This window comes from Winogradskyella forsetii, from assembly GCF_013394595.1.
In the GTDB taxonomy this organism is placed as follows: domain Bacteria; phylum Bacteroidota; class Bacteroidia; order Flavobacteriales; family Flavobacteriaceae; genus Winogradskyella; species Winogradskyella forsetii.
In genome coordinates this window covers 1,127,773-1,149,105 of the sequence record NZ_CP053348.1, presented here as the reverse complement: position 1 = coordinate 1,149,105, position 21,333 = coordinate 1,127,773, and the positions used below count along the sequence as shown (strand labels likewise).

At 34.9% G+C, this 21,333-nt stretch carries 20 protein-coding genes and 1 pseudogene; 8 read left to right on the top strand and 13 right to left on the bottom strand.

The window, feature by feature from the left end:
• On the bottom strand, positions 1 to 618 hold the full coding sequence (recR, locus tag HM987_RS04890) for a recombination mediator RecR (protein ID WP_179005755.1): 618 nt from the start codon (positions 616 to 618) through the stop codon (positions 1 to 3).
• Positions 619 to 708: 90 nt separating this feature from the next.
• Here recR and HM987_RS04885 point away from each other — a divergent pair, with 90 nt between their 5' ends.
• Both HM987_RS04885 and HM987_RS04880 read left to right on the top strand, forming a co-directional pair.
• A complete protein-coding gene (locus HM987_RS04885; RefSeq protein WP_179004828.1) occupies positions 709 to 1,062 on the top strand; it encodes an ISAon1 family transposase N-terminal region protein in 354 nt (117 codons plus the stop codon).
• Positions 1,049 to 2,035 carry an ISAon1 family transposase gene (locus tag HM987_RS04880; protein WP_179004830.1) on the top strand — a complete coding sequence of 329 codons (987 nt, stop codon included), beginning with the start codon at positions 1,049 to 1,051 and terminating at the stop codon, positions 2,033 to 2,035. Before HM987_RS04885 ends, HM987_RS04880 begins: the two co-directional genes overlap by 14 nt.
• 93 nt (positions 2,036 to 2,128) lie before the next feature.
• Here the strand turns inward: HM987_RS04880 and HM987_RS04875 are convergent, their stop codons facing one another.
• Positions 2,129 to 5,125: a T9SS type A sorting domain-containing protein gene (locus HM987_RS04875; RefSeq protein WP_179005753.1), complete on the bottom strand. Its 2,997-nt coding sequence runs from the start codon at positions 5,123 to 5,125 to the stop codon at positions 2,129 to 2,131.
• Positions 5,126 to 5,201: 76 nt separating this feature from the next.
• On the opposite strand from HM987_RS04875, the gene HM987_RS04870 reads away from it, so the two are divergent.
• Positions 5,202 to 6,731, top strand: a complete 1,530-nt coding sequence (locus tag HM987_RS04870) for a sodium:solute symporter (RefSeq protein ID WP_179005751.1) — start codon at positions 5,202 to 5,204, stop codon at positions 6,729 to 6,731.
• On the opposite strand, the gene HM987_RS04865 is transcribed toward HM987_RS04870, so the two are convergent.
• Positions 6,732 to 7,094, bottom strand: a complete 363-nt coding sequence (locus HM987_RS04865) for a CoA-binding protein (RefSeq protein WP_179005749.1) — start codon at positions 7,092 to 7,094, stop codon at positions 6,732 to 6,734.
• A gap of 103 nt (positions 7,095 to 7,197) precedes the next feature.
• Here HM987_RS04865 and HM987_RS04860 point away from each other — a divergent pair, with 103 nt between their 5' ends.
• Positions 7,198 to 9,645 (top strand): outer membrane beta-barrel family protein, encoded by a 2,448-nt coding sequence (locus HM987_RS04860; RefSeq protein WP_179005747.1) that lies wholly within the window; start codon positions 7,198 to 7,200, stop codon positions 9,643 to 9,645.
• Between the two features lie 400 nt (positions 9,646 to 10,045).
• Here the strand turns inward: HM987_RS04860 and HM987_RS04855 are convergent, their stop codons facing one another.
• Positions 10,046 to 10,801 carry a DUF5995 family protein gene (locus tag HM987_RS04855; RefSeq protein ID WP_179005745.1) on the bottom strand — a complete coding sequence of 252 codons (756 nt, stop codon included), beginning with the start codon at positions 10,799 to 10,801 and terminating at the stop codon, positions 10,046 to 10,048.
• A gap of 55 nt (positions 10,802 to 10,856) precedes the next feature.
• Between HM987_RS04855 and HM987_RS19495 the strand changes: the two are divergent.
• A pseudogene (locus HM987_RS19495) lies at positions 10,857 to 11,090 on the top strand (IS110 family transposase); the annotation flags it as partial.
• 45 nt (positions 11,091 to 11,135) lie between these two features.
• Here HM987_RS19495 and HM987_RS04850 read toward each other — a convergent pair.
• From HM987_RS04850 to HM987_RS04825, 6 genes are all read right to left on the bottom strand, one after another.
• A complete protein-coding gene (locus HM987_RS04850; protein WP_179005743.1) occupies positions 11,136 to 11,636 on the bottom strand; it encodes a barstar family protein in 501 nt (166 codons plus the stop codon).
• Positions 11,637 to 12,082: 446 nt separating this feature from the next.
• A complete protein-coding gene (locus HM987_RS04845) occupies positions 12,083 to 12,385 on the bottom strand; it encodes a helix-turn-helix domain-containing protein (RefSeq protein WP_179005741.1) in 303 nt (100 codons plus the stop codon).
• Positions 12,372 to 12,713, bottom strand: coding sequence for a type II toxin-antitoxin system RelE/ParE family toxin (locus HM987_RS04840; RefSeq protein ID WP_179005739.1), 342 nt, complete (start codon positions 12,711 to 12,713; stop codon positions 12,372 to 12,374). The genes HM987_RS04845 and HM987_RS04840 overlap by 14 nt, the downstream gene beginning before the upstream one ends.
• A 200-nt stretch (positions 12,714 to 12,913) precedes the next feature.
• A complete protein-coding gene (locus tag HM987_RS04835) occupies positions 12,914 to 13,417 on the bottom strand; it encodes a hypothetical protein (protein WP_179005737.1) in 504 nt (167 codons plus the stop codon).
• Positions 13,418 to 13,568: 151 nt separating this feature from the next.
• Positions 13,569 to 13,868, bottom strand: coding sequence for a type II toxin-antitoxin system RelE/ParE family toxin (locus HM987_RS04830; protein WP_179005735.1), 300 nt, complete (start codon positions 13,866 to 13,868; stop codon positions 13,569 to 13,571).
• On the bottom strand, positions 13,861 to 14,112 hold the full coding sequence (locus tag HM987_RS04825; RefSeq protein WP_179005733.1) for a type II toxin-antitoxin system ParD family antitoxin: 252 nt from the start codon (positions 14,110 to 14,112) through the stop codon (positions 13,861 to 13,863). The genes HM987_RS04830 and HM987_RS04825 overlap by 8 nt, the downstream gene beginning before the upstream one ends.
• Positions 14,113 to 14,515: 403 nt before the next feature.
• Here HM987_RS04825 and HM987_RS04820 point away from each other — a divergent pair, with 403 nt between their 5' ends.
• Positions 14,516 to 15,490 carry an IS110 family RNA-guided transposase gene (locus HM987_RS04820; RefSeq protein ID WP_179005731.1) on the top strand — a complete coding sequence of 325 codons (975 nt, stop codon included), beginning with the start codon at positions 14,516 to 14,518 and terminating at the stop codon, positions 15,488 to 15,490.
• 159 nt (positions 15,491 to 15,649) lie between these two features.
• Here HM987_RS04820 and HM987_RS04815 read toward each other — a convergent pair whose 3' ends face one another.
• On the bottom strand, positions 15,650 to 16,477 hold the full coding sequence (locus HM987_RS04815) for a tetratricopeptide repeat protein (protein ID WP_179005729.1): 828 nt from the start codon (positions 16,475 to 16,477) through the stop codon (positions 15,650 to 15,652).
• 364 nt (positions 16,478 to 16,841) lie between these two features.
• On the opposite strand from HM987_RS04815, the gene HM987_RS04810 reads away from it, so the two are divergent.
• Positions 16,842 to 17,816, top strand: a complete 975-nt coding sequence (locus tag HM987_RS04810) for an IS110 family RNA-guided transposase (protein WP_179005727.1) — start codon at positions 16,842 to 16,844, stop codon at positions 17,814 to 17,816.
• 163 nt (positions 17,817 to 17,979) lie between these two features.
• Here the strand turns inward: HM987_RS04810 and HM987_RS04805 are convergent, their stop codons facing one another.
• Positions 17,980 to 18,990 (bottom strand): DUF2971 domain-containing protein, encoded by a 1,011-nt coding sequence (locus tag HM987_RS04805; RefSeq protein ID WP_179005725.1) that lies wholly within the window; start codon positions 18,988 to 18,990, stop codon positions 17,980 to 17,982.
• Positions 18,991 to 19,445: 455 nt separating this feature from the next.
• Between HM987_RS04805 and HM987_RS04800 the strand changes: the two genes are divergently transcribed.
• Positions 19,446 to 20,608, top strand: a protein-coding gene (locus HM987_RS04800) for an IS3 family transposase (RefSeq protein ID WP_179005723.1) whose coding sequence is annotated in 2 segments (ribosomal slippage) — positions 19,446 to 19,683 and positions 19,683 to 20,608 — 1,164 coding nt in all. Because the reading frame shifts where the segments join, the coding sequence is not laid out codon by codon here.
• Here the strand turns inward: HM987_RS04800 and HM987_RS04795 are convergent.
• Positions 20,605 to 21,330 carry a hypothetical protein gene (locus tag HM987_RS04795; protein WP_179005721.1) on the bottom strand — a complete coding sequence of 242 codons (726 nt, stop codon included), beginning with the start codon at positions 21,328 to 21,330 and terminating at the stop codon, positions 20,605 to 20,607. The two genes, HM987_RS04800 and HM987_RS04795, sit on opposite strands and share 4 nt — an antisense overlap.
• Between the last annotated feature and the right edge of the window lie 3 nt (positions 21,331 to 21,333).

Genomic DNA, 21,333 nt, shown 5'->3' with positions numbered 1-21,333 from the left:
TCATGATTTTAGTGATGCTTCAAAAGGCACACGATCTATAATGCTACGACCTAAGGTAATTTCGTCGGTATATTCCAATTCGTTTCCTGCTGCAACGCCTCTTGCAATAGTGGACATTGCTATATTGTAATCTTGTATTTGCCTGAAGATATAAAAGTTGGTGGTATCCCCTTCCATCGTTGGACTCATGGCAAAAATCAATTCCTTTACTTTTCCTGATTTTACTTTTTCAACTAAAGTGGAAATATTCAAATCCTGTGGCCCAATGCCATCCATAGGCGATATCTTTCCGCCTAAAACGTGATACAGACCTTTAAAGGAGCTGGTATTTTCCACAGCCATGACATCCCTAATGTCCTCCACCACACAGATTAATTCACTGTTTCTATTTGGGTTTTCGCAGATTTCGCACAACACTTTATCACTGATATTATGGCACGATTTACAGAAGTTAATTTCACGTCGCACCTTAGACAAAGCATCTGCCAATTGAACGGTTTGATGTTCTGGTTGACGCAATAAATGCAAGACCAAACGCAATGCAGTTCGCTTACCGATTCCCGGCAATTGCGACATCTCGTTGACTGCGTTTTCCAAAAGTTTTGATGAAAATTCCATGACTGCGAAGGTACAGATTTTGGATCAATCTCAAAAGTTGTGTGTGAGTTGGATAAATAATTTGATCTTTGCCCAAAAAAAGATCGTACATTGAATTTATCCCTAGACCTGCTCAAGTTACTATTACCAGAATTACTAGTTTCACATTTTGACATCACTAGACATAGTATAGAACAAGATACTGTCCATCTGTATTTTGAAGAGAAAAAAGATACGCCTAAAGAAGAAAAGAGCCGTACCCTTATAGCCCACGGTTTTCATAAACAAGTGACCGTTCAAGATTTTCCTTTGCGCGGTAAAAAAGTATTCTTGCATATAAAGCGTCGGCGTTGGCTCGATAAACCCAGCAAAGAAGTTGTACAAAGAGATTGGAATCTAGTAGCACAGGGAACTCGTATGACCGTAGAGTTTGCTGCTTTTTTAAAAGTACTTGGTCAGTACTAAGGCTAATGACTGTCATACCATTGGTCGTTTTTATGGCGTTAATGGTAAGAAGCTCGGGCGGCAGTATCGAGATTATCTTAGTGAGTTTAAAGACTGGAAAGCCAAGAAACATGCTAAAGAGTGGCTCGTCTTTCCTGAGAACATGGGCAAGTATTTATCCATTGATGAAACAGCTCTCTCCAAAGGTGAACTCTATACCATTATCACCAATAAAAAAGCTAAAGGCAAGAAAGGAGCTATAGTAGCTATTATGGCAGGAACTAAGGTGGAGCCTATTATAGAACAACTCCTTAAAATTCCTAAATCAAAAAGAGATAAGGTTAAAGAGATCACCTTGGATATGGCCAACTCTATGAAGTTCATTGCTAAAAAGTGTTTTCCCAAAGCTATACAGGTTACCGACCGTTTTCATGTACAAAAACTAGCTTTAGAAGCTTTGCAAGATATCAGAATAAAACATCGTTGGGAAGCTATAGATATGGAAAATGACCAAATTAAACAGGCTAAAACTATCGAAAAAGAGTTTATCTCTGAAACATTTAATAATGGAGACTCCAGAAAGCAACTCCTTGCCAGAAGTAGGTACCTGCTCTATAAAGCGCCTAACAACTGGACTCAAAACCAATACCTTAGAGCTAAAATCTTATTTGAACAATATCCGGATATTAAAAAAGCTTATAATCTGGTACAAGGACTTAGGAATATATTTAATACCGCTACTTCTATACAAACAGCTTATACTAAACTCGCCCACTGGTATAAAGATGTAGAGGCTACAGGATTTAGGGCTTTCAATACTATTGCAAATACAATTACCCTAAACTATAGATCGATACTCAATTATTTTATTAATAGAAGTACTAATGCATCCGCTGAAGCTTTCAATGCCAAAATTAAAGCCTTTAGAGCACAGTTTAGAGGTGTCAAAAACATAGAATTCTTCCTCTTTAGATTAACAACAATTTTTGCCTAACACACAACATTTAGGCATGATCCCAGATTTTTGAACATAAAAAAGTCCAATTACGTATACTTTGCAATTGGACTTTTGTGTTTGTTTAAAAACTTATTTTAAAATCAATTTTTTGGTTATTTCACCTTTAGAGGTATTTAATTTCACAAAATAAACTCCGGTTTCATAAGAGGATGTTTGAATTTTATATGCGTTCGTTAAATTCACGTTTTTAGCATAAAACATCAATTTCCCAAGTGTATTATAAATTCGTACGGTAACCTCTTCTGAAGTGTTCCATTTTAAGTTAACGTCATTCGTTGCTGGGTTTGGATACAGTGATAGATTATCCATCTCAAAATTATCTACACTTAAAGTTTCATTATACAAATCAGATCTCCACAATCCTCTACCATAGGTGGCAGCGTATAACTTACCATCAACGGCATTAATTTCGAGTTCATTAATCCTTACATTTGGCAATCCGTTATTGAATGGCGTCCAAGTATTACCCAATTGATTATCCGTATAATATATGCCGTAATTCATCCCAACATAGAGACCATCTTCCCCATTGTCTTGCCAGGTTACCGCTTGAGCAGAGAAATTTGGTAAATTCCAACGTATAGAGGCCCAGTTTTGGCCGTTATCTGTACTTACATATACTTTTTGGCCGTTTGTAGTTGCAATAGCTATTTTATCAGGATCTGTAGGATGCACAGCAATGCCATTAATTCTTCCGCCACCTAAGCTGAGTGACGATTGTGCCCAAGACGTTCCGCCATTGGACGTGTACCAAAAGACACCATCAATGGCCAAATACATTTTATTGTTATCTGTTGGTGCTACTTTAAAATGATCTATATCGTCAGCAAATTCCTGAGAAATAGATGTCCAATTAATTCCACCATCAAGGGATTTATAAACCTCATCAAAAGCACAATAAATGACATCTTGAACTATAGGGTCTTGTTCATAAGGCACTATCCAATTCCAATTAAAATCGCCACCTTTATCATCTGGTTGTGCTACAAATGAAATGGTTGCTCCACCATCAAAACTCTTTACAAAAGAACCATATTGTGCTGTACCATAGATAATTTGTGAATCCGTTTTATCTACGAATCCTTCCATTCCGTCTGCGCCCCACCAATCGGTCCAATTTCCGTCAGCACCTAGAATAGATGACCCATTATCCTGTGAACCGCCAGTTACCAAGACTGGTTCGGTCTGACTTACGCCAATCTTATAAAACTGTCTTATACCTAGTCCTGCGGTAAGATCCGTATAATAACTACTGTTTACAAGTGTTGGATTATCTGCACGATAAATTCCGCCATCAGTTCCCACCAAAAGTTTCGTATTCACTCCAGTACCCACAAATTCCATGATGTCCACATCTGCATGACAATAACCAATATTTTCGTTATTGGCACTAAACGGTGTCCATTGTGATGTAATATTAAAATCAACACCTCCATTAGTTGATCGCCACGTGTTAATACCAGCGATATGAACATCATTAACATCATTTGGGTTTACGGCGATATCCATATCTCTTGGCGCTTGCCCTCTATCATCGTCAGCTAAACTTTGATAACCAAAATAATTTTTGCTAATATGTTCTAATTTTGAAAAACTTGTACCATTATCTGCAGATTTATACAAGCCTCCAAACTTACCGTCTTGTGCTTCCACAACATAGACCACTGCAGGATCATTCGCAGAAACCCCAATCATTTTCGGACCAGTACTAAAGGCATTTGAAATAGTTTCAAAACCTTCTGAATAAACCAGTCCTAGATTAGCGTCTTCAACCGAAACATCATCTAAGGTTAAGCCTCGTCCGTAATTGGCAGTTCCTTCAAACGCTACATAATAATCTGATGATGGATTTGGTAAGCTAAGGGTAATATCTGACCAACTTGTCACCTCGTCCGTATAATTTGCGAGCTCCAACCAATCTCCTGAAGCTGATGTTTTGTATAATACTTTCAAAGCATCGATATCACCATCCCAACTTACTTGCGTAAAGGAAAATTTTAGTTCTGGCGATACAGCACCAGTTAAATCTAATGACGGACTAAGCAATCTTGTTGTTGGACTAGAAAAATTATCTATAAAGAAAAATGCCATAGCATTACCTGTTCTTGGCGTTACGGAATTATTGCTATTTGCGTTACTTATGCTCCAAGAAGTAGAACCTGACACAAACTCTTGATCCAATTCATCTGAAATAGTATAAATATTAAAGGTAAGTCCGCCATCTAACGACCTATAAAAATTATTACCTGAAGCATAAACTGTATTTGGGTCTCCTGGTTTAAACTCAAAATCGAAACCATTTGTCACATTAGAATGAATTATAGACCAAGAGGAACCTCCATCAACCGATTTAAATAATCCGTTACCCTGTGCACTGCCGTACATTATTGATGTATCCGTTGGATGAATTAAAATTTTGTTTACAAATCCACCTCCAGGCAAATTACTATGTAGTGACCATGTCGCTCCACCATCGATAGATTTGAATACAGTACCACTGTATGATCCCCAAAAATAGGTTGAACTATTTAACGGATCTATAGCCAATGCATATACATCCATATTGGCCAAATTATCGGTAAGTACCGTCCATGTTGTTCCACCATCTAAGGTTTTCCAAACACCACCTGTTTGGCTACCTACAATCATATGGTTTGGATTTCCGCTTTCTGTAGCGATTGATGTAATACGACCAACACCAGGATTATACCCAGAAGTAGCATTCCAATAGGTTGGTCCCATTTCCTCCCACGTACCAACAACGGTTCTTGCTGCTAAACCTTCATTATTCAGTCTTGCATTATAATTTTGAAGTTCGTTGTAATAAAAGTCAGGAGATTTTAATTTTCCTGTTTCATCCATGGCACGTTCAGCAAAATATTGCCAACGTCTAAAGGGCTTATAACCTGTTCCTCGCGCTCTTCCAACAGTATCAAAGTGACGTTCTGCAACCTCAACAATGGCTTCTACAGTTGCGGTTCCTTCGGCAATAAGTTCTTTGTAATCTTGAGCAAAGAGACACAAGCCAAACATCATAAATGTAAATAAACAGCTAATCTTTTTCATAAATAATTCTTTTTTAAAGCACGCTTTTTTTTCAAATGTACTACTTTTCAAAAATATTACTAAAAAGTTATACTTCATGTCTCCAACGTCAATACTTTTATTAATTGCGTGTTATTTCGGGTTGCTCATTTTAATTTCTTATTTCACTGGTAAAGAAGATTCTAATGCGGCTTTTTTTAAGGCGAATAAATCTGCACCTTGGTATTTGGTGGCCTTCGGAATGATTGGTGCCTCGTTGTCTGGAGTCACTTTTATATCTGTCCCTGGTTTAATTGCTGGACAAGAGTTTGCCTATATGCAAGGTGTATTAGGCTTTTTTGTTGGTTATTTGGTGGTTTCTTTTGTTTTGATCCCCTTGTATTATCGGCTAAATGTCACCTCCATTTATCAGTATTTAGAGGAGCGTTTTGGTTTTATAAGCTACAAAACAGGTGCTTTTTTCTTTTTATTATCACGAGTAACAGGTGCTTCTTTCAGATTGTATCTCGTGGCTTTAGCTATGCAATATATTGTGTTTAAAAGTTTGGGCGTTCCTTTTTGGGTCACTGTGGTGATCTCAATCTTACTCATTTGGCTGTACACTAATAAAGGCGGTATAAAAACCATTATTTGGACCGACACCTTGCAAACCATAGCTATGCTCACTTCGGTGATAGTTGCCATTGTTTTGATTTTGAACAAACTCGATTGGACTTTAGCCGAAACATTTACCAAAGAAACTTTCAAAAATAAGAGTCAGATTTTTTTCTTCGATGATATCAATAGTACTATTAATTTTTGGAAATATTTTATTGGCGGAATTTTCATCACTATTGCAATGACCGGTTTAGACCAAGATATGATGCAAAAAAACTTGACTTGCAAAAACACCAATGAGTCTCAAAAGAACATGCTTTCCATGTCCGTTTTACTGGTTGTTGTAAACTTAGTTTTCTTAACACTTGGTGCTTTATTATTTATATATGCCGAACAATTCAACATTGCGATTCCAAAACTGGATGGTGTTACCAGAACCGATTTATTGTTTCCTGAAATAGCGATGAATCAAGGCCTCGGCAAAGGTTTGGCTATTACGTTTATAATTGGTTTAATTGCGGCTGCTTACAGTAGTGCTGATTCTGCTTTAACCTCCTTAACAACCTCTTTTTCAGTAGATTTTTTGAACATTGAAAAAAAACCTATTGATAAGCAAAAACCCTTACGTAAAAAAGTTCATATTGCAATCTCTTTACTTTTAATAGTTGTGGTAATTATTTTCAATTCCTTAGAAGGCAGTGTGGTAAGCAACCTCTTTAAATTCGCCACCTTTACTTATGGTCCTTTACTTGGGCTTTTCGCTTTTGGAATTTTAACAAAAAAATCGATTAAAGATAAATATGTATGGATCGTTGGCCTCGTTGCTATAATTATAACCTATTTTATAACGCTGTCACCAACCTATTATGCTTATAATCTAGGATTATCATTGGATGACTGTACACAATCTGCTTGGGAATGTGCAGCTTCATATGCCCAAAAACATTATTATAATTTCCATTGGGAAATTTTACCCTTAAATGGGTTGATTACCTTTTTAGGACTATTAATGATTTCTAGGAAAAAATAATTAATACTGACCAGTACTCAACAAAACCAAAGTACAAGCTACTTCATAATCAATATTATTCTGTTTTAAAAGATTGTAAAATTCAGAATTTTCTGTGCCTGGATTAAAAATAACGCGTTCTGGATGCAATCCAATAATATAATCATAATACGTTGTTTGCCGTTGCGGATTGAGATATAAGGTTACGGTATCTATATTTTTGTAGGACATTAATTCCGTATCAATCGTAACGTCAGCAACTTTCCCTGTTCTTAAACCAATGGCTTTTACGTCGTGGTTATGTTGGCGTAATCGTTTAATAGCGATATGAGAATAACGTTGTGGTTTTAACGATGCGCCTAGGACTAATGTATTTTTCTTCATAGTGTTAAAAAGATGTTAAGGTCTGTAAATTGAAGTAACATATGGTAAAGGTAGTCGTCTTACTAACAATTAACTATCAAATCAATCAAAAAATCAATCAAAAATGAAGCATTTATTCCTAATGCTTATGATGGTCTCATCAGCCATTTTAAGTGCACAACCCAGTTCCAATTCAGATATTAAAAGCGGTTCCATTTCTGGCCGTGTTATCGACGCAGAACTCAACCAACCTTTACCTTATGTAAATATTGTTATAAAAGATACGGATAATAAAATCATTACAGGTGGCATTACCAGTGACGATGGCAGATTTGAAATTAATAATATTCCAGAAGGTAAGATTATAGTTTCTATTCAGTTTGTCGGTTTTAAAACTATTGACCATAACATCACCTTAGGCATGGGCAATTACAAAGTTGATATTGGTGATGTTAAACTAGAAGAAGCATCCACAGGATTGGATGAAGTAACTATAGTGGCGGATGTATCCACCATTCAACAAAAAGTAGATCGCAAAGTGATTACCATTGGGAAAGATTTACAAACCGCTGGTGCCACAGCAAGCGAGATTATGAACAACTTACCATCAGTTAGTGTTGATCAGCAAACGGGTTCAATAAGTTTGCGTGGCAACCAGAACGTACGTGTTATGGTCGATGGAAAATTGTCGAACATTCCAGCAGATCAATTACTAAAACAAATTCCGTCAACTTCTATAAAAAGTATTGAGTTAATTACCAATCCTTCAGCAAAATACAATCCTGAAGGCATGAGCGGCATTATAAATATTGTCCTTCACAAAAACACGCAAATCGGTTTTAACGGGAATCTTAATTTCGCTTTGGCTTATGATATCGAACCAAAATTCAATAGTTCCATTGATGCCAATTACCGGAATGGAAAATTCAATTTATACGGTTCTTACAGTAATGCCTTTACAAAAAATGTTAATTACGGACAGATAAATAGAATTGAACAAGAAATTGAGCAAAACTTCTATATTCTGAACAATAACAAGTCTCATTTATACAAAGTTGGACTCGATTATTATTTGGATGACAAAAACACGATTTCAGTATTTACCAATCAGAATAGTTTTGATGGTCTGACAAGAGTAGATTCTGGCATCGACTATCTTACAAACCCATCACTAAATGAATCCCAATTTACAGGTGGCGATAATGAGAACGATTCACAACAATACAACTTTAATTATAAGCACAATATTAATGACGAAGGTCATAACCTAGAACTCGAAGTCGATTATAATTTATTTGATGGTATTGGAGATACTAATAATGTATTTTTCAGTTCGCAACGACCAAACTTTATAGAAGATACAAATACGGAACGAAATCAAACTACGGTTAATTTAGATTACGTAAATCCATTATCTGAATCTGTAAAACTCGAATTAGGCCTTGAAGCCCGTTTATTTGACACCAGTATTTTTTATGAATCGAATGCCAGAGAACAAAATGAAGTTGGTGATTATATCCCAACGACCACACGCTTTGATTATGCAAGGGATATTTATTCCGCCTACGCCACCTATGGTAAAAAGACGGAAAAATGGAGTTACCAAGTAGGTTTAAGAGCAGAAACGGTTGCTGTGGATTCTGATGCTTTTAAAAGAGATTTGGCCGCCAACGACGCACTAAATATTCCTTTTGAAAATGACTATTTCGAGTTGTACCCTTCGGCATTTTTCACTTATACACCTTCAGAAAAAAACTCGTATCAATTAAGTTATAGCCGTAGAATTGATCGCCCTGGTATTGGTCAGGTAAACCCATTACCAGAATGGAATACGCCATTGATTTCGCAGTTTGGAAATCAAGAATTGCGACCACAGTTTACCAATTCCATGGAAGTGAATTATACCAGACAATTGGAAAAAGGCAGTATTACAGCTGGCGTATTTTACAGACTCATAGAAGACGAAATACAACAGGCGATTTTAATAGATAGAACCGATCTTAACCGTTTAATCCTTACGAATTTGAATTTTGATAACACCTCAGCTTTTGGTGTGGAGTTATCATCAAATTACAGACCGACTAAATGGTGGAGTATTAATGCGAGTTTTGATTTATTCTCCCAAACCCAAAAAAGCGTCGCTGAATCCTTTGGCACCAATCAAGATATAGTTTTGAATACTGTTGAAGTTGATAATGTATCTTATAATGTGCGCGCATTCAACAATTTTAAAGTAAGTAAAAGTTTAAGTTTTTCCGCTTTTGGAATGTATAGAGGAAAAAACAAGAACATACAATTTGAAATGAGCGATATGCTGATGGTAAACTTAGGCATGCGCTACAGTTTTCTTGAAGATAACAGGGCTAGCTTTAGTTTAAGTTACAATGATATTTTTGATACCATGTACGCACAATTTGATGGTCAGAGACCTTATGCCCAACGTGGACAATTTAACTGGGAAAGCCAACAAATTTCTGGACGGTTGTCTTACCGCTTTGGTGGTGGAAAGTACAGAGCAAAATCCCGTAAACAAAGAGATAACGACGTAAAAGAAGGTGGAGGAATGTTTTAAACTTTGACAAAAGACCGCTTCACTTTTAGAATTTAGACATTAGACTTGGTTCAGAGAAACCGATAAACAATTTGGTTTTAAGGACAATTATAGTGTTGCCAACGCACTTTATTATTTAATAGGTATAGCATAATTAGTTGATGGTTAGTGAACATGTTAGACTATTAAATTAAGAAAATCCTGATACGTCATTTTTTGACGGTCAGGATTTTTGTTAAATACACGTTAAATGTAAAAAGCCATGAAATAAAACAGAACATTTTACGTCTATAGTGTCATAAGTTTTAAGTAATAGTTATTGTAAATTAATTTTTATAATAGTGTTAGTTAAGTTGGTTAATAGCTGAAAAGCCCAGACGTGTAATAGTCTGGGCTTTTTTATTTTTCATGTACGATTCGTTTAATCCGCTTTCAGTTTGGATATCACCTGCCCTACATTGTTGTTTTCAAATTTACTAATGACTTTAAGCAAAAAGCCTATGATTCGCGATTTAGGCGCTGCAATCATTTCACTAAGCTCTAATGTCACCTTATCAATAAGGTCTATTGAACCGACTTGATTTTCCGGTCCAAGTCCCCAAAGCAGATTAGAATTATTCCAAGATTGTTGGCGTGCTTTTCGCATACTGAAATCAATGATCTTTTCATCTGAGTTTTTTCCTGCCCAATCCAATAAAAACAAAATCGGCGATACTCTGCTCAATCGCTCTTGCATTTCATTGACAATACTAAAAAGAATAGTATTGACTTTATCAAAATCACTTCTCACGGACTGAATCTCCTTTTCTGCCATGACCTTGCTAGTCGCAATGGCTAAATCCAAGTTGATATGTGCATTCATGCCTAACATTACGTGTTGTAAAATAGACAAGGACTTGTCACTATGTGCAAAGGCGAATAACCAAGATTTACTTACGGGTTCATTGTTTTGATATTGCTGATAAGCATCGAGATACAGGTTGGCAAAAACAACATCCAATTGTTCTAAGAGTTCGTTGTTTTCAAAACTACCCTTTTGAACTTCTTTAAGAATTTCTGCTGTAGTTCTTCGATATACATAAGCAAAGAGCCCAAGTCGGCTGTTGCTTTCCACAGCATTATCTATTATTATATCTAACTGATTAATAACCTCTTGTATGGTGGTTGCACGTCTCATTTGTATGTATAAAAATACGAAATTTGTAATTGAAGTCTGGAATAAATAAAACAGTAATCGAAAATTGAGAAATTTTTTATTTATGTGGAGTTTTAATGCTTGCAAACCTGCCTGAAGGCAGGTAAACAAAACATGCATGGATTTATACGAGCGAATTGTAGTTAAAGTAAATAGTAAAAAACTAGCGTTAATAGCCGTATGTAATAAACTACTAAAACAGGCCTTTGCAATTGCTAAATCAGGATTAATATATGATGATACTTATAGAAGCACTTTAGTGAAAAATTAATGAGTTTTTACTTGTTTTTATCCACAGTACTTTGTTGTGCTTTCGTTATTTTTTTCTATCCGCATCAAACCATTCAGAAGAATTCCAACTCGGACTTGTTCCACCCAATTCAGGAAAATTTAAGTCGGGATTGTTCGATTGCACAAGTCCGATTAATTTTTGTCCAGTTACAAGCCAAATTCGAGATTCATTCGCAATATTGTCAAGAATTCCTTCTGCGAACTTTCCATCTTCTTCTACAAAACTGTCGTAATTCCTAAAAACTAATATTAAACCTCTATATCTTTTGTTATATAAATCTCCAAGACAGTCATTGAACGCATTTAAATTTTCTCCGTAATAATCTGGGAAATTCAGAGCAATTTTTAATTTCTGATGAGCGTTTTTGCGATTCCAATTCCGACAATCCATTTCTATAATCTCAAAATTGTTATTACTAAACCAAATTAAATCCTCGTCCAAAATTCCGTTTTTGAAGTATTTGCAGATTGGTCCGTCTTTCAGGATTTCAATATCTCTTTCTATTTTATCTTCTTTTAATTTCATTGATACTGTTCAATCCGTACGTTTTGGTTAATGAAGCACAACGTGTTGTGTATGGCTAGTTGCGTTGGTTAGGTCTAAAATAATAAAAGAAAACGAACCAGAGGAAAATTCGGAGAATTTTCCGAGTACACACAGACCGAGCAATTAGTTATACACGTCTTAAGTTTACAATTCCTTAAATTTAAGGATTAATCAGAAAAGACAAAAGAGAGGAATAAGGTTAATATACACGCAGAAGCTTAAGACTTCGTCAATCCCGAAGCTTCGGGAATAATCCCCTCTCTTTTTGTTCATTTCATTTCTATTTATTTTAAGGTATTCAAGAACCTCATACTTCGGTTTCTACACAGATTTCTAACATCCCGATAGCTAACGGGATTCGTAAGTAAACTAGAACTAGCAATGAATTATACATCTTGTTGCCAGTAGTACTTATTATTCAGTTGTTAAATATCCATTGATAATTTCAGACTTCCGCCTAATCCTTCTCGGATAATTCGCATCAAAGTCGAAAGTCGAATATCACTTGCGTTATTCTCGATTCGAGAAATATAGTTTTTAGTCGTTCCAACTTTTTCTGCAAGTTGTTGTTGGGTCAAATGTTGTTTTTTTCTCGCCTCTTGAATTAAAACTCCAATTTTAAATGTTTCAAATTCTTCTTGGAATTCGTCACGAGATTCAGTTCCGATTTTTCCGTACTGTTCGTCCAAATGGTCATCAAAGGATGTAATTCTTTTATCTGTTTTCATAATATTCCTTTTTTAATTGTTCCGCTTTTTTAATTTCTTTCTTGGGAGTTTTTTGCGTTTTCTTTTGAAATCCGCTCAACAGAATTATTAAATTCCCTTTGTCGAAAAAGCAAAAAATTCGGAATATTCCATTTCCTGCTGAAATTCGCACTTCCCAAAGTCCGTCAGTATTCGTAAGATTTTTTAAAAATTTTTCTGGAACAATTCGAGTATTTCTCAAAAGTAAAAGTGTCCAATCTATTTTCTTACGAACAACGAGCGACTGTTTTAAATAGAAATCTTTAAAGTGGTTTTCGTAAAATCCTATTTCTCTTTTAAATTCGCTCAATTGACTATTCGTTAAATTCAGAACAAAGTTACCTAAAAAGGTAACATTTTCCAAATTTATGAACAATTTTCAATATGAAAAACGGATTTTCACGTATTACTGGCAACGTTGTTGTATAAGAAAAGTTGCGTGGTTTAAGCACTAAAGTTAGCAAATAAATCACAGATAGAAAGTCCGCGAGGACTTTCGTAAATTGGTTTTTACCAGCAATTTTTTTTATACGGTGTTGTAGGTAGTTTTTTTCCGATTATTATTTCATTTTTAAAGTCAGGTATTGAGTCATATTGGTAATTCCAACTAGAAAATACCATTCTTTCTAATTTTTCAAATTCAGTTTCAGATTCACAATTCGATAATTTTTCCAATATTGCTCTTGAAGCCGAAAATCCTATTATTGTTGGATTCGTATCAGTTGATAAACCAACAGCATTTTCAATGATTATTTTCAAACCTTTATTTTCAGTCAGTTTACTGTAAGCATATTCAATTCCGTTAATAATTCCTTTTTTCCAATCGTCATATCCATTTTTCGGTATAAATTCGGATTGTCCTTGACTATATCCTTTAGATTTTTTTTCAGGATAGTTCTCCTCAATTTCTAAAATACCTTTTTCAGTCAGTTTTAAAATCAGACTAACTTTTCCAAGGTGTGGAAGTCCGTTTTTTATTTTTCTGACTATATTTTCAGATGTTATTTCGGTCATTTTTTAATTACCTACAACGTTGATGTATAAGATTAGTTGCGTGTTTTAAGCACCTAATTTAGCAAATACAAACCGAATAGAAAATCCGCGAGGATTTTCGTAAGTAAGCTTGCACTAGCAATTAATTTTATACGGTGTTGTGTGCAGTTTTTTATTCCGCTATTCTTTTCTTTAAGTCCATTCTTTCGTGCAATATTCTTGTTATCTCAACATAATTTTCATTTAGAGTTCTGTAGAAAATTATATGTCGATTTGCTTTCATTCCGAGAAGTTGTCTTGAAATTCCATCATAGTTTTTTCCTATTTCTGGGTTTTCAGCGATTTCTTGGCAATTGGAAATAAGTCCATCGTAATATTTGTCAGCTTGTTGTTCAGACCAAACCTCAAAGGTATAATCCCAAATCTTTGATAAATCCTCAACAGCTTTATTCGTCAACTTATATTCAGCCATTCGAGTGCTTTTTCGCTTTTAGAGATTCAAGATGCTTTTTTGGGTCAAAATCGTGAGCTATTCCGCTGTCAATTCCTTCTTGTATTGCGGTTTTCAAAGCAATAATTTTACTTTCTTCTTCCTCTAAAAGTCTCAATCCAGCACGAATTACTTCACTGACGTTTTTAAACCTTCCTTTACTTATACTATTTTGTACAAATTCGTCGAAGTAATTTCCGAGTGATATTGATGTGTTTTTGTTCATTTGATTACTAATTTTAGTAAATATACCAAAAATTGGTATAAAAGCAAAATTTTCCTCAAATTGCACACAACGTTTAGTATATGAAAAGTAGGCGATTTCGAAGCACTAAACTTTCGGTTAAGTACAAAGTTTGATACGAGCCAAAACCCTTGATTTCACTACTGTTTCGCCTATTTTTTATATACATCTTAAGTTTGATTTCTCTTAAAACAGTTAACTTTAAATATGAACCAGAAAGAAACAGAGAGAGGATCAAGGTTATTATATACAGTGAGGACCGAACCTCGTCAACAAAGTCAACCCCTTCTCTTTTTCATCTATAGCACGTTCAGTTCTGTGAGGCCTAGACCTCGTTTTCAAGATGTTGTGCCATTGATGATCGTTCTTTCACAATCCAATTATTATGAATAAATATAAAGAAACTTTCGGAGTCGACATTAGTAAGGCTGTATTTGATGTCCAAGGCAGTAAGTGCGGTCCCCACCAATTTAGTAATTCACCCAATGGCTTTAGATCTTTTTTGAAGCTTTTGCCAGATGATAGTTTGGTGGTCATGGAAGCCACTGGCTACTATCACTACAGGCTTTCACAGTTTCTTTGCAAGAATAAGATAGCGGTTTCCGTAGTAAACCCACTTTCGGTAAAACGTTTTATTGAGATGAAACTATCACGGATAAAAACGGACAAGAGTGACGCTCAGTCTATTTGTGATTACGGAATCTACAATAAAGTTCCCTTGTATAACCAAATTAGTGCTGTCCAATCCGAATGCAGACAGTTACTAAGTTTAAAGTCCAGTTATCTTAAGAGGAGAACTAGCACTAAGAACAAATTACACGGTGAGCGGGTTTTAGATGTACCCTCAAAATTAGTCGTACGGTCATTACTGTTGGACAAAAAACATATTGACAGAGAACTAGTCAAGATCGAGAAAAGACTACTGTTGCTCGTTAAGCAATCATCTCAGCGAGAGCTTACCCTATTGAAAAGTATTCCTGGGATAGGGGACAAAACCGCTGTGTTCTTGATTGTTGCTACGGACTCGTTCCGTAAGTTCAGCAATGCGTCTCAATTGTGCAGTTACTTAGGGACCACACCTATGATAAAACGTTCTGGAAGTAGTGTTAGAGGGCGCAGCAGGATAAGTAAGATGGGCAACAGAAACCTGAGGAACCTAATGTTCATGTGCTCTATGTCCGCCTATAAACACAATAGATCCTGTAAGGCAATCCATGACAGAATTGTAAGTAAGGGCAAGAGCAGCAAGCTGGCATTAATGGCCGTGTGCAACAAATTGATTCACCAAGCATTTGCAATCGTGAGATCTGGTGTGGAATATAACCCAGACTATGTTTCGGTAAGAAAGAGATTAATTTAAAAAAATATCAACTTGTGATACTAATAATAGCTTGTTGAATTGGAAATAAATCCATGAAAGATTTATTCCACTTCAATAATGCCAAGCAACACTATTGGCAAAAATTAAATGAAATTAAACTTGGATTTTAACTCAGTTCTTTGTTATGTGCTGGCTTTATTATTGCGATATATTATTTAATGCAAATTTCGCCATCTCAATATTTCCATAAGTTGAGTTAGTGTCGAAAATTACACTAGTCAAAATCTTCGTAGCATTTTCAAGTTCACCATATTCATTTAATGCTAATGCTTTATTAATTAATAACATTCCTTTAGTTTCTATATCAGGATTTTGTTCAAGTCCTTTTTCAATTGCTTTTAGTCTTTCCTGACCTTCTAATAAACTTGAATATTCTTTCCAAGCTGGTGCAAAAGAAGGGAATTTTTCAACTAGCAATTTAATCATTTCTGATTTGTCGGTTTGATTGTCAATCCATTCAAGAGAAAGATAAGATTTGTAAAGTCCTTTTTGTAAATCTCCTGTTTTTTCTCTCTCCAAAGTATGTAACGCTTTTTTTGAAGTATAAAACCCTTTTGGTGCAATTTTGTCAGTTAGTTGATAGTATTTCAAAGCATTTTCATAATCATCTTGAAGTAGATAAGTATATGCTAAATCATAAAGTGGATATGGCCAATTAGGTGCTTCTTTGTTTGCTTGAGTTAATTTTTCAATCGCATTTTTGTAATCGCCAGTTTGTCCAAACTGTCTTGCTTGATTGTGTAAGGATTTTGCTAAATCAGAAACTCCTTCGATTCCGTAAATTTCGTAATTGAAAGTTCCAGTAGAATTTTCTAATTCTTCTTTTGATATTTTATTTCCGTTACTGTCTGTAAATTCTATTTTCACATTGTTATCTGATTCGGATTTATTTTCAACTTTTGCTTCATTTTTACAAGAGGATAAAAGTCCTAATGTCATTAAAAGTCCTACTATTTTATTTTTCATTCGATTGTTTTTTTCAGCTTGCACATAACGTCTCTGTATATGATTTCGTTGCGTTGGCTGGCTCTAAATTAGTAAAAGAAAACGAACCAGAGGGAAATCTGTTAGGATTTTCCGAGTACACACAGAACTAGCAATGAATTATATACGTCTTAAGTTTGATTTCTCTTAAAACAGTTAACTTTAAATATGAACCAGAAAGAAACAGAGAGAGGATCAAGGTTATTATATACAGTGAGGACCGAACCTCGTCAACAAAGTCAACCCCCTCTCTTTTTCATCTATAGCACGTTCAGTTCTGTGAGGCCTAGACCTCGTTTTCAAGATGTTGTGCCATTGATGATCGTTCTTTCACAATCCAATTATTATGAATAAATATAAAGAAACTTTCGGAGTCGACATTAGTAAGGCTGTATTTGATGTCCAAGGCAGTAAGTGCGGTCCCCACCAATTTAGTAATTCACCCAATGGCTTTAGATCATTTTTGAAGCTTTTGCCAGATGATAGTTTGGTGGTCATGGAAGCCACTGGCTACTATCACTACAGGCTTTCACAGTTTCTTTGCAAGAATGAAATAGCGGTTTCCGTAGTAAACCCACTTTCGGTAAAACGTTTTATTGAGATGAAACTATCACGGGTAAAAACGGACAAGAGTGACGCTCAGTCTATTTGTGATTACGGAATCTACAATAAAGTTCCCTTGTATAACCAAATTAGTGCTGTCCAATCCGAATGCAGACAGTTACTAAGTTTAAAGTCCAGTTATCTTAAGAGGAGAACTAGCACTAAGAACAAATTACACGGTGAGCGGGTTTTAGATGTACCCTCAAAATTAGTCGTACGGTCATTACTGTTGGACAAAAAACATATTGACAGAGAACTAGTCAAGATCGAGAAAAGACTACTGTTGCTCGTTAAGCAATCATCTCAGCGAGAGCTTACCCTATTGAAAAGTATTCCTGGGATAGGGGACAAAACCGCTGTGTTCTTGATTGTTGCTACGGACTCGTTCCGTAAGTTCAGCAATGCGTCTCAATTGTGCAGTTACTTAGGGACCACACCTATGATAAAACGTTCTGGAAGTAGTGTTAGAGGGCGCAGCAGGATAAGTAAGATGGGCAACAGAAACCTGAGGAACCTAATGTTCATGTGCTCTATGTCCGCCTATAAACACAATAGATCCTGTAAGGCAATCCATGACAGAATTGTAAGTAAGGGCAAGAGCAGCAAGCTGGCATTAATGGCCGTGTGCAACAAATTGATTCACCAAGCATTTGCAATCGTGAGATCTGGTGTGGAATATAACCCAGACTATGTTTCGGTAAGAAAGAGATTAATTTAAAAAAATATCAACTTGTGATACTAATAATAGCTTGTTGAATTGGAAATAAATCCATGAAAGATTTATTCCACTTCAATAATGCCAAGCAACACTATTGGCAAAAATTAAATGAAATTAAACTTGGATTTTAACTCAGTTCTTTGTTACCATCTGGCTTTCCGCTCTACTTTTGATAAAATCCTTCGTCTTCTCTAACGATACGAATTGTTTGTTCGTCGATTTGTTCAAAATGTATCTTTTCTGCACTTCTCTTAAATACTTTGCTGTTTTCATATTCGCCACAGAAATAAATTCTATCATTAAAGTTTTCCATCAAGAATAGAATAAAATCTAAATCTTTTGATTTCTTCAACATATAAGTTCTATCATCAATGACTTTTTCTAAATTTTTACCATTGAAAAACCTTTTCCCTAACGCAATTGATTTGATTGTACTTTTAGGGTAATATAATTTTCTTTCATTTTTGCATAATAAATCATCGTATGGTCCCAAAAGTGAGTTTGGTATTCCATAGTCCATTGAGAAAGGAATTAATCGCCATTCGTTTTCGTAGTCCCAATCTTTTCGTTTAACACCTGTAGAGTAAATATAGGGTAGGTCAGGCGAATTAAAGTCCTTTCCAAAAAAGTCAACACTTTCAAGATTATCTACATACTGAATTGGAAAAAAGGCATAATTATTCAGTTTTGGATTTAGCTTTTTAAGATTATTTTTAATCTCTTGCCAATCTAATTCTACCATAAAACCGCTTTCACTTGCATAGTGTGCCCACATTAACGTTTGTAAAGGTTCAGTTGTCAAAGATATGATACCAGCGTTTTTAGATACTAGTTCAAAAAATCTTGCCTTAATGTTAACAAATCCGTTCTTCTTCTCTTTTTGGTAATTAACTTCGTAAACTTGGTCTAATCCGTATTGAGCGTAGAATTTGTTATAAACCCCTTCTGTCAAATTTGAAAAATCCCATAACAAACTTGTACTATCTATAGAGTCATTTAGATGATATGGATGGCTACAGAATAAATACTGTTTTAAAACCGCATCAAAACTATATTCAGTATTGGGATAATATTTATAAACTGTTTCGGGCAATTTGATATTTTCTGGCCATTCAATATCAAAATTCCCATCCTTTAGTTGGTAAATCCAATCATTATATTTGTATTGCGTCATTTTTTTCAGCTTGATGGTAACGTCTCGGCTATGAGTAGTTGCGTGGGTTAGTACTTAACTTTGCAAGTACACACCAAACTGAAAATCCGCGAGGATTTTCAGAAGTAGGCGAGAACCAGCAATTACTTATAGCCATTGTTGTGTGGCGTTTTTTATCTCAGTTTATTGTCAATTCGTCTAATGAATTGGACATTCGTTAATTTTTCATCTTCCTCTTTGCAAACCAATTGCATTCCAAAAGCGTAAAAGTCAGAACCATTGTAAAATTGAACTATTAAGTTTGTAAAATGACTAATTATTGATTCCGGTGTTTTCGTCTCAGATGAAACATTGTTTAATTCATAGAAGTTAATTAAATCATCCCAGTCAAATTTTTCAGGTTCGGTTTGAGTCGGTTTGGAATGTCTAGTTTAGCTGGGACGAATTTTTACGGTCATAAATTATATATTTGAATTATGGCAAAAAGATATGACAATGAATTAAAGGTTACAATAGTAGAACTATTGCAATCAGGAATGAAAGCAAAACAAATAAGTGAGGATTATGGTGTTGCTACCAGCCTTATAAGTCGCTGGAAAAAGGATTACGAGGCTAAATCTGGAGACTTTTCCAAGAAAAGAGAACTTACTATGGAAGAGCAAGAACTTAAATCGTTACGTAAAGAATTACGAGATGTAAAAATGGAGCGTGATATCTTAAAAAAGGCAGTAAGCATCTTTTCCAAGAGCGACCACTAAAATATCAATTCATTTTATCAAATGAATCAGATTTTGTGGTTGAGAAGATGTGTAAATGTATGCATGTCAGTAAAAACGCATATTACAATTGGCGTAAGAATAGGGATTTAGTAAGGACTAAAGACTCTGTAATATTACTAAAGGAAAGGATTAGAGCTATTTTTGAAGATAGTAAAGAGATTTATGGAAGCTGTAGAATACAGAAAATGTTAGAACGAGAAAACTTGAATTATTGCCGTTCCTATATTGCAATATTGATGAAAGAAATGGGGTTAAAAAGTGTTTTAAAAAGAAAGTTTGTAAATACAACAGATTCCAAGCATAACTTTCCATTGGCTAAAAATGAGCTAGATAGAGAATTTTCAAGTTCAACAATAGGAGAAAAATGGGTGTCTGACATCACTTACATTAGAGTAAATGACAACTGGAATTATCTAACAACTATTATAGATTTAGCAGACAGAAAGGTTGTAGGATGGGCGTTAAGCGAAGATATGACTGTACAGAATACGGTGTTAAAAGCTTGGATTCATGCCAGAAGAAATCGAACTATTTCAAATAATTTCATATTTCATTCCGATAGAGGCGTTCAGTATGCAGCCAATACAATGACAAGTATTTTTTCTTTCAATAGCAATATAACACAATCCATGAGTAGAAAAGGGAACTGTTGGGATAATGCAGTAGCAGAAAGCTTTTTTAAGACCATTAAGCACGAATGGCTATATCGGTTTAAGTTTACGTCATACTTGCAGTTATTTGACAAAATAAGCCAGTACATTACTTGGTATAATACTAAAAGAATTCATTCAAGCCTAGATTACTTAACACCACTTGAAATGGAACTTAAATTAAAACGAATTATTAACAATGCGGCCTAAAAAATTAGTCCCATTTTTATTAGGTAGTCCAGTTTGTGTTTCTCGTTATTCTGAAAAACTTTTAAATACCCTTGTTCATTTTCTTTCCATAAAACGTATTCCTTTTCGTAAGGTGAGGAACCATTGTCCGAAATTCTTTTGACTAACATTAAAGTATCAATTCCTTTTGTTCTTAAATCACAAGCGAAAGATTCTGATATTTTATCGATTTCTGCAATTCCCGCTCGATTCCAAATTTTATTTATTCCAAACTTTTTAAAATTACAATCTCCGTCTCCGTAAGCATATATCTCATCCCATCTTTTTTGATGAGCCTCATTTACATCTAAACTTTCTGTACTCACTATATAAGAACAATCTATTGGAACGTAATAATCATTAATTTTTAGAATATAGATTATCTCCTTGTATTTCGACTTTGCAATGAATACTATTTCGCCAATATCTCCAATTTTCGGTTCAAATTCTTTCCAATATTTTTTTCCAGATTTTGTTTTAATTTCCTTATTGGGCCATTTAATATTATTCGTCTCATTCAATGTTTTATAGATTCCGCCATTATGCCAAATTTTAACAAGAGTTCCCTCAAGGGGTTTGACTTTTTTTAGTTTCCCACAAAAGTCAATTGGCTCTTCTGATTTCTTAATATAATCCAACTTATTTTGGCTGATTCCAGTTTGGAAAATTAAAAAAGTTATTATGTATATTAATTGGTTATTCATTAT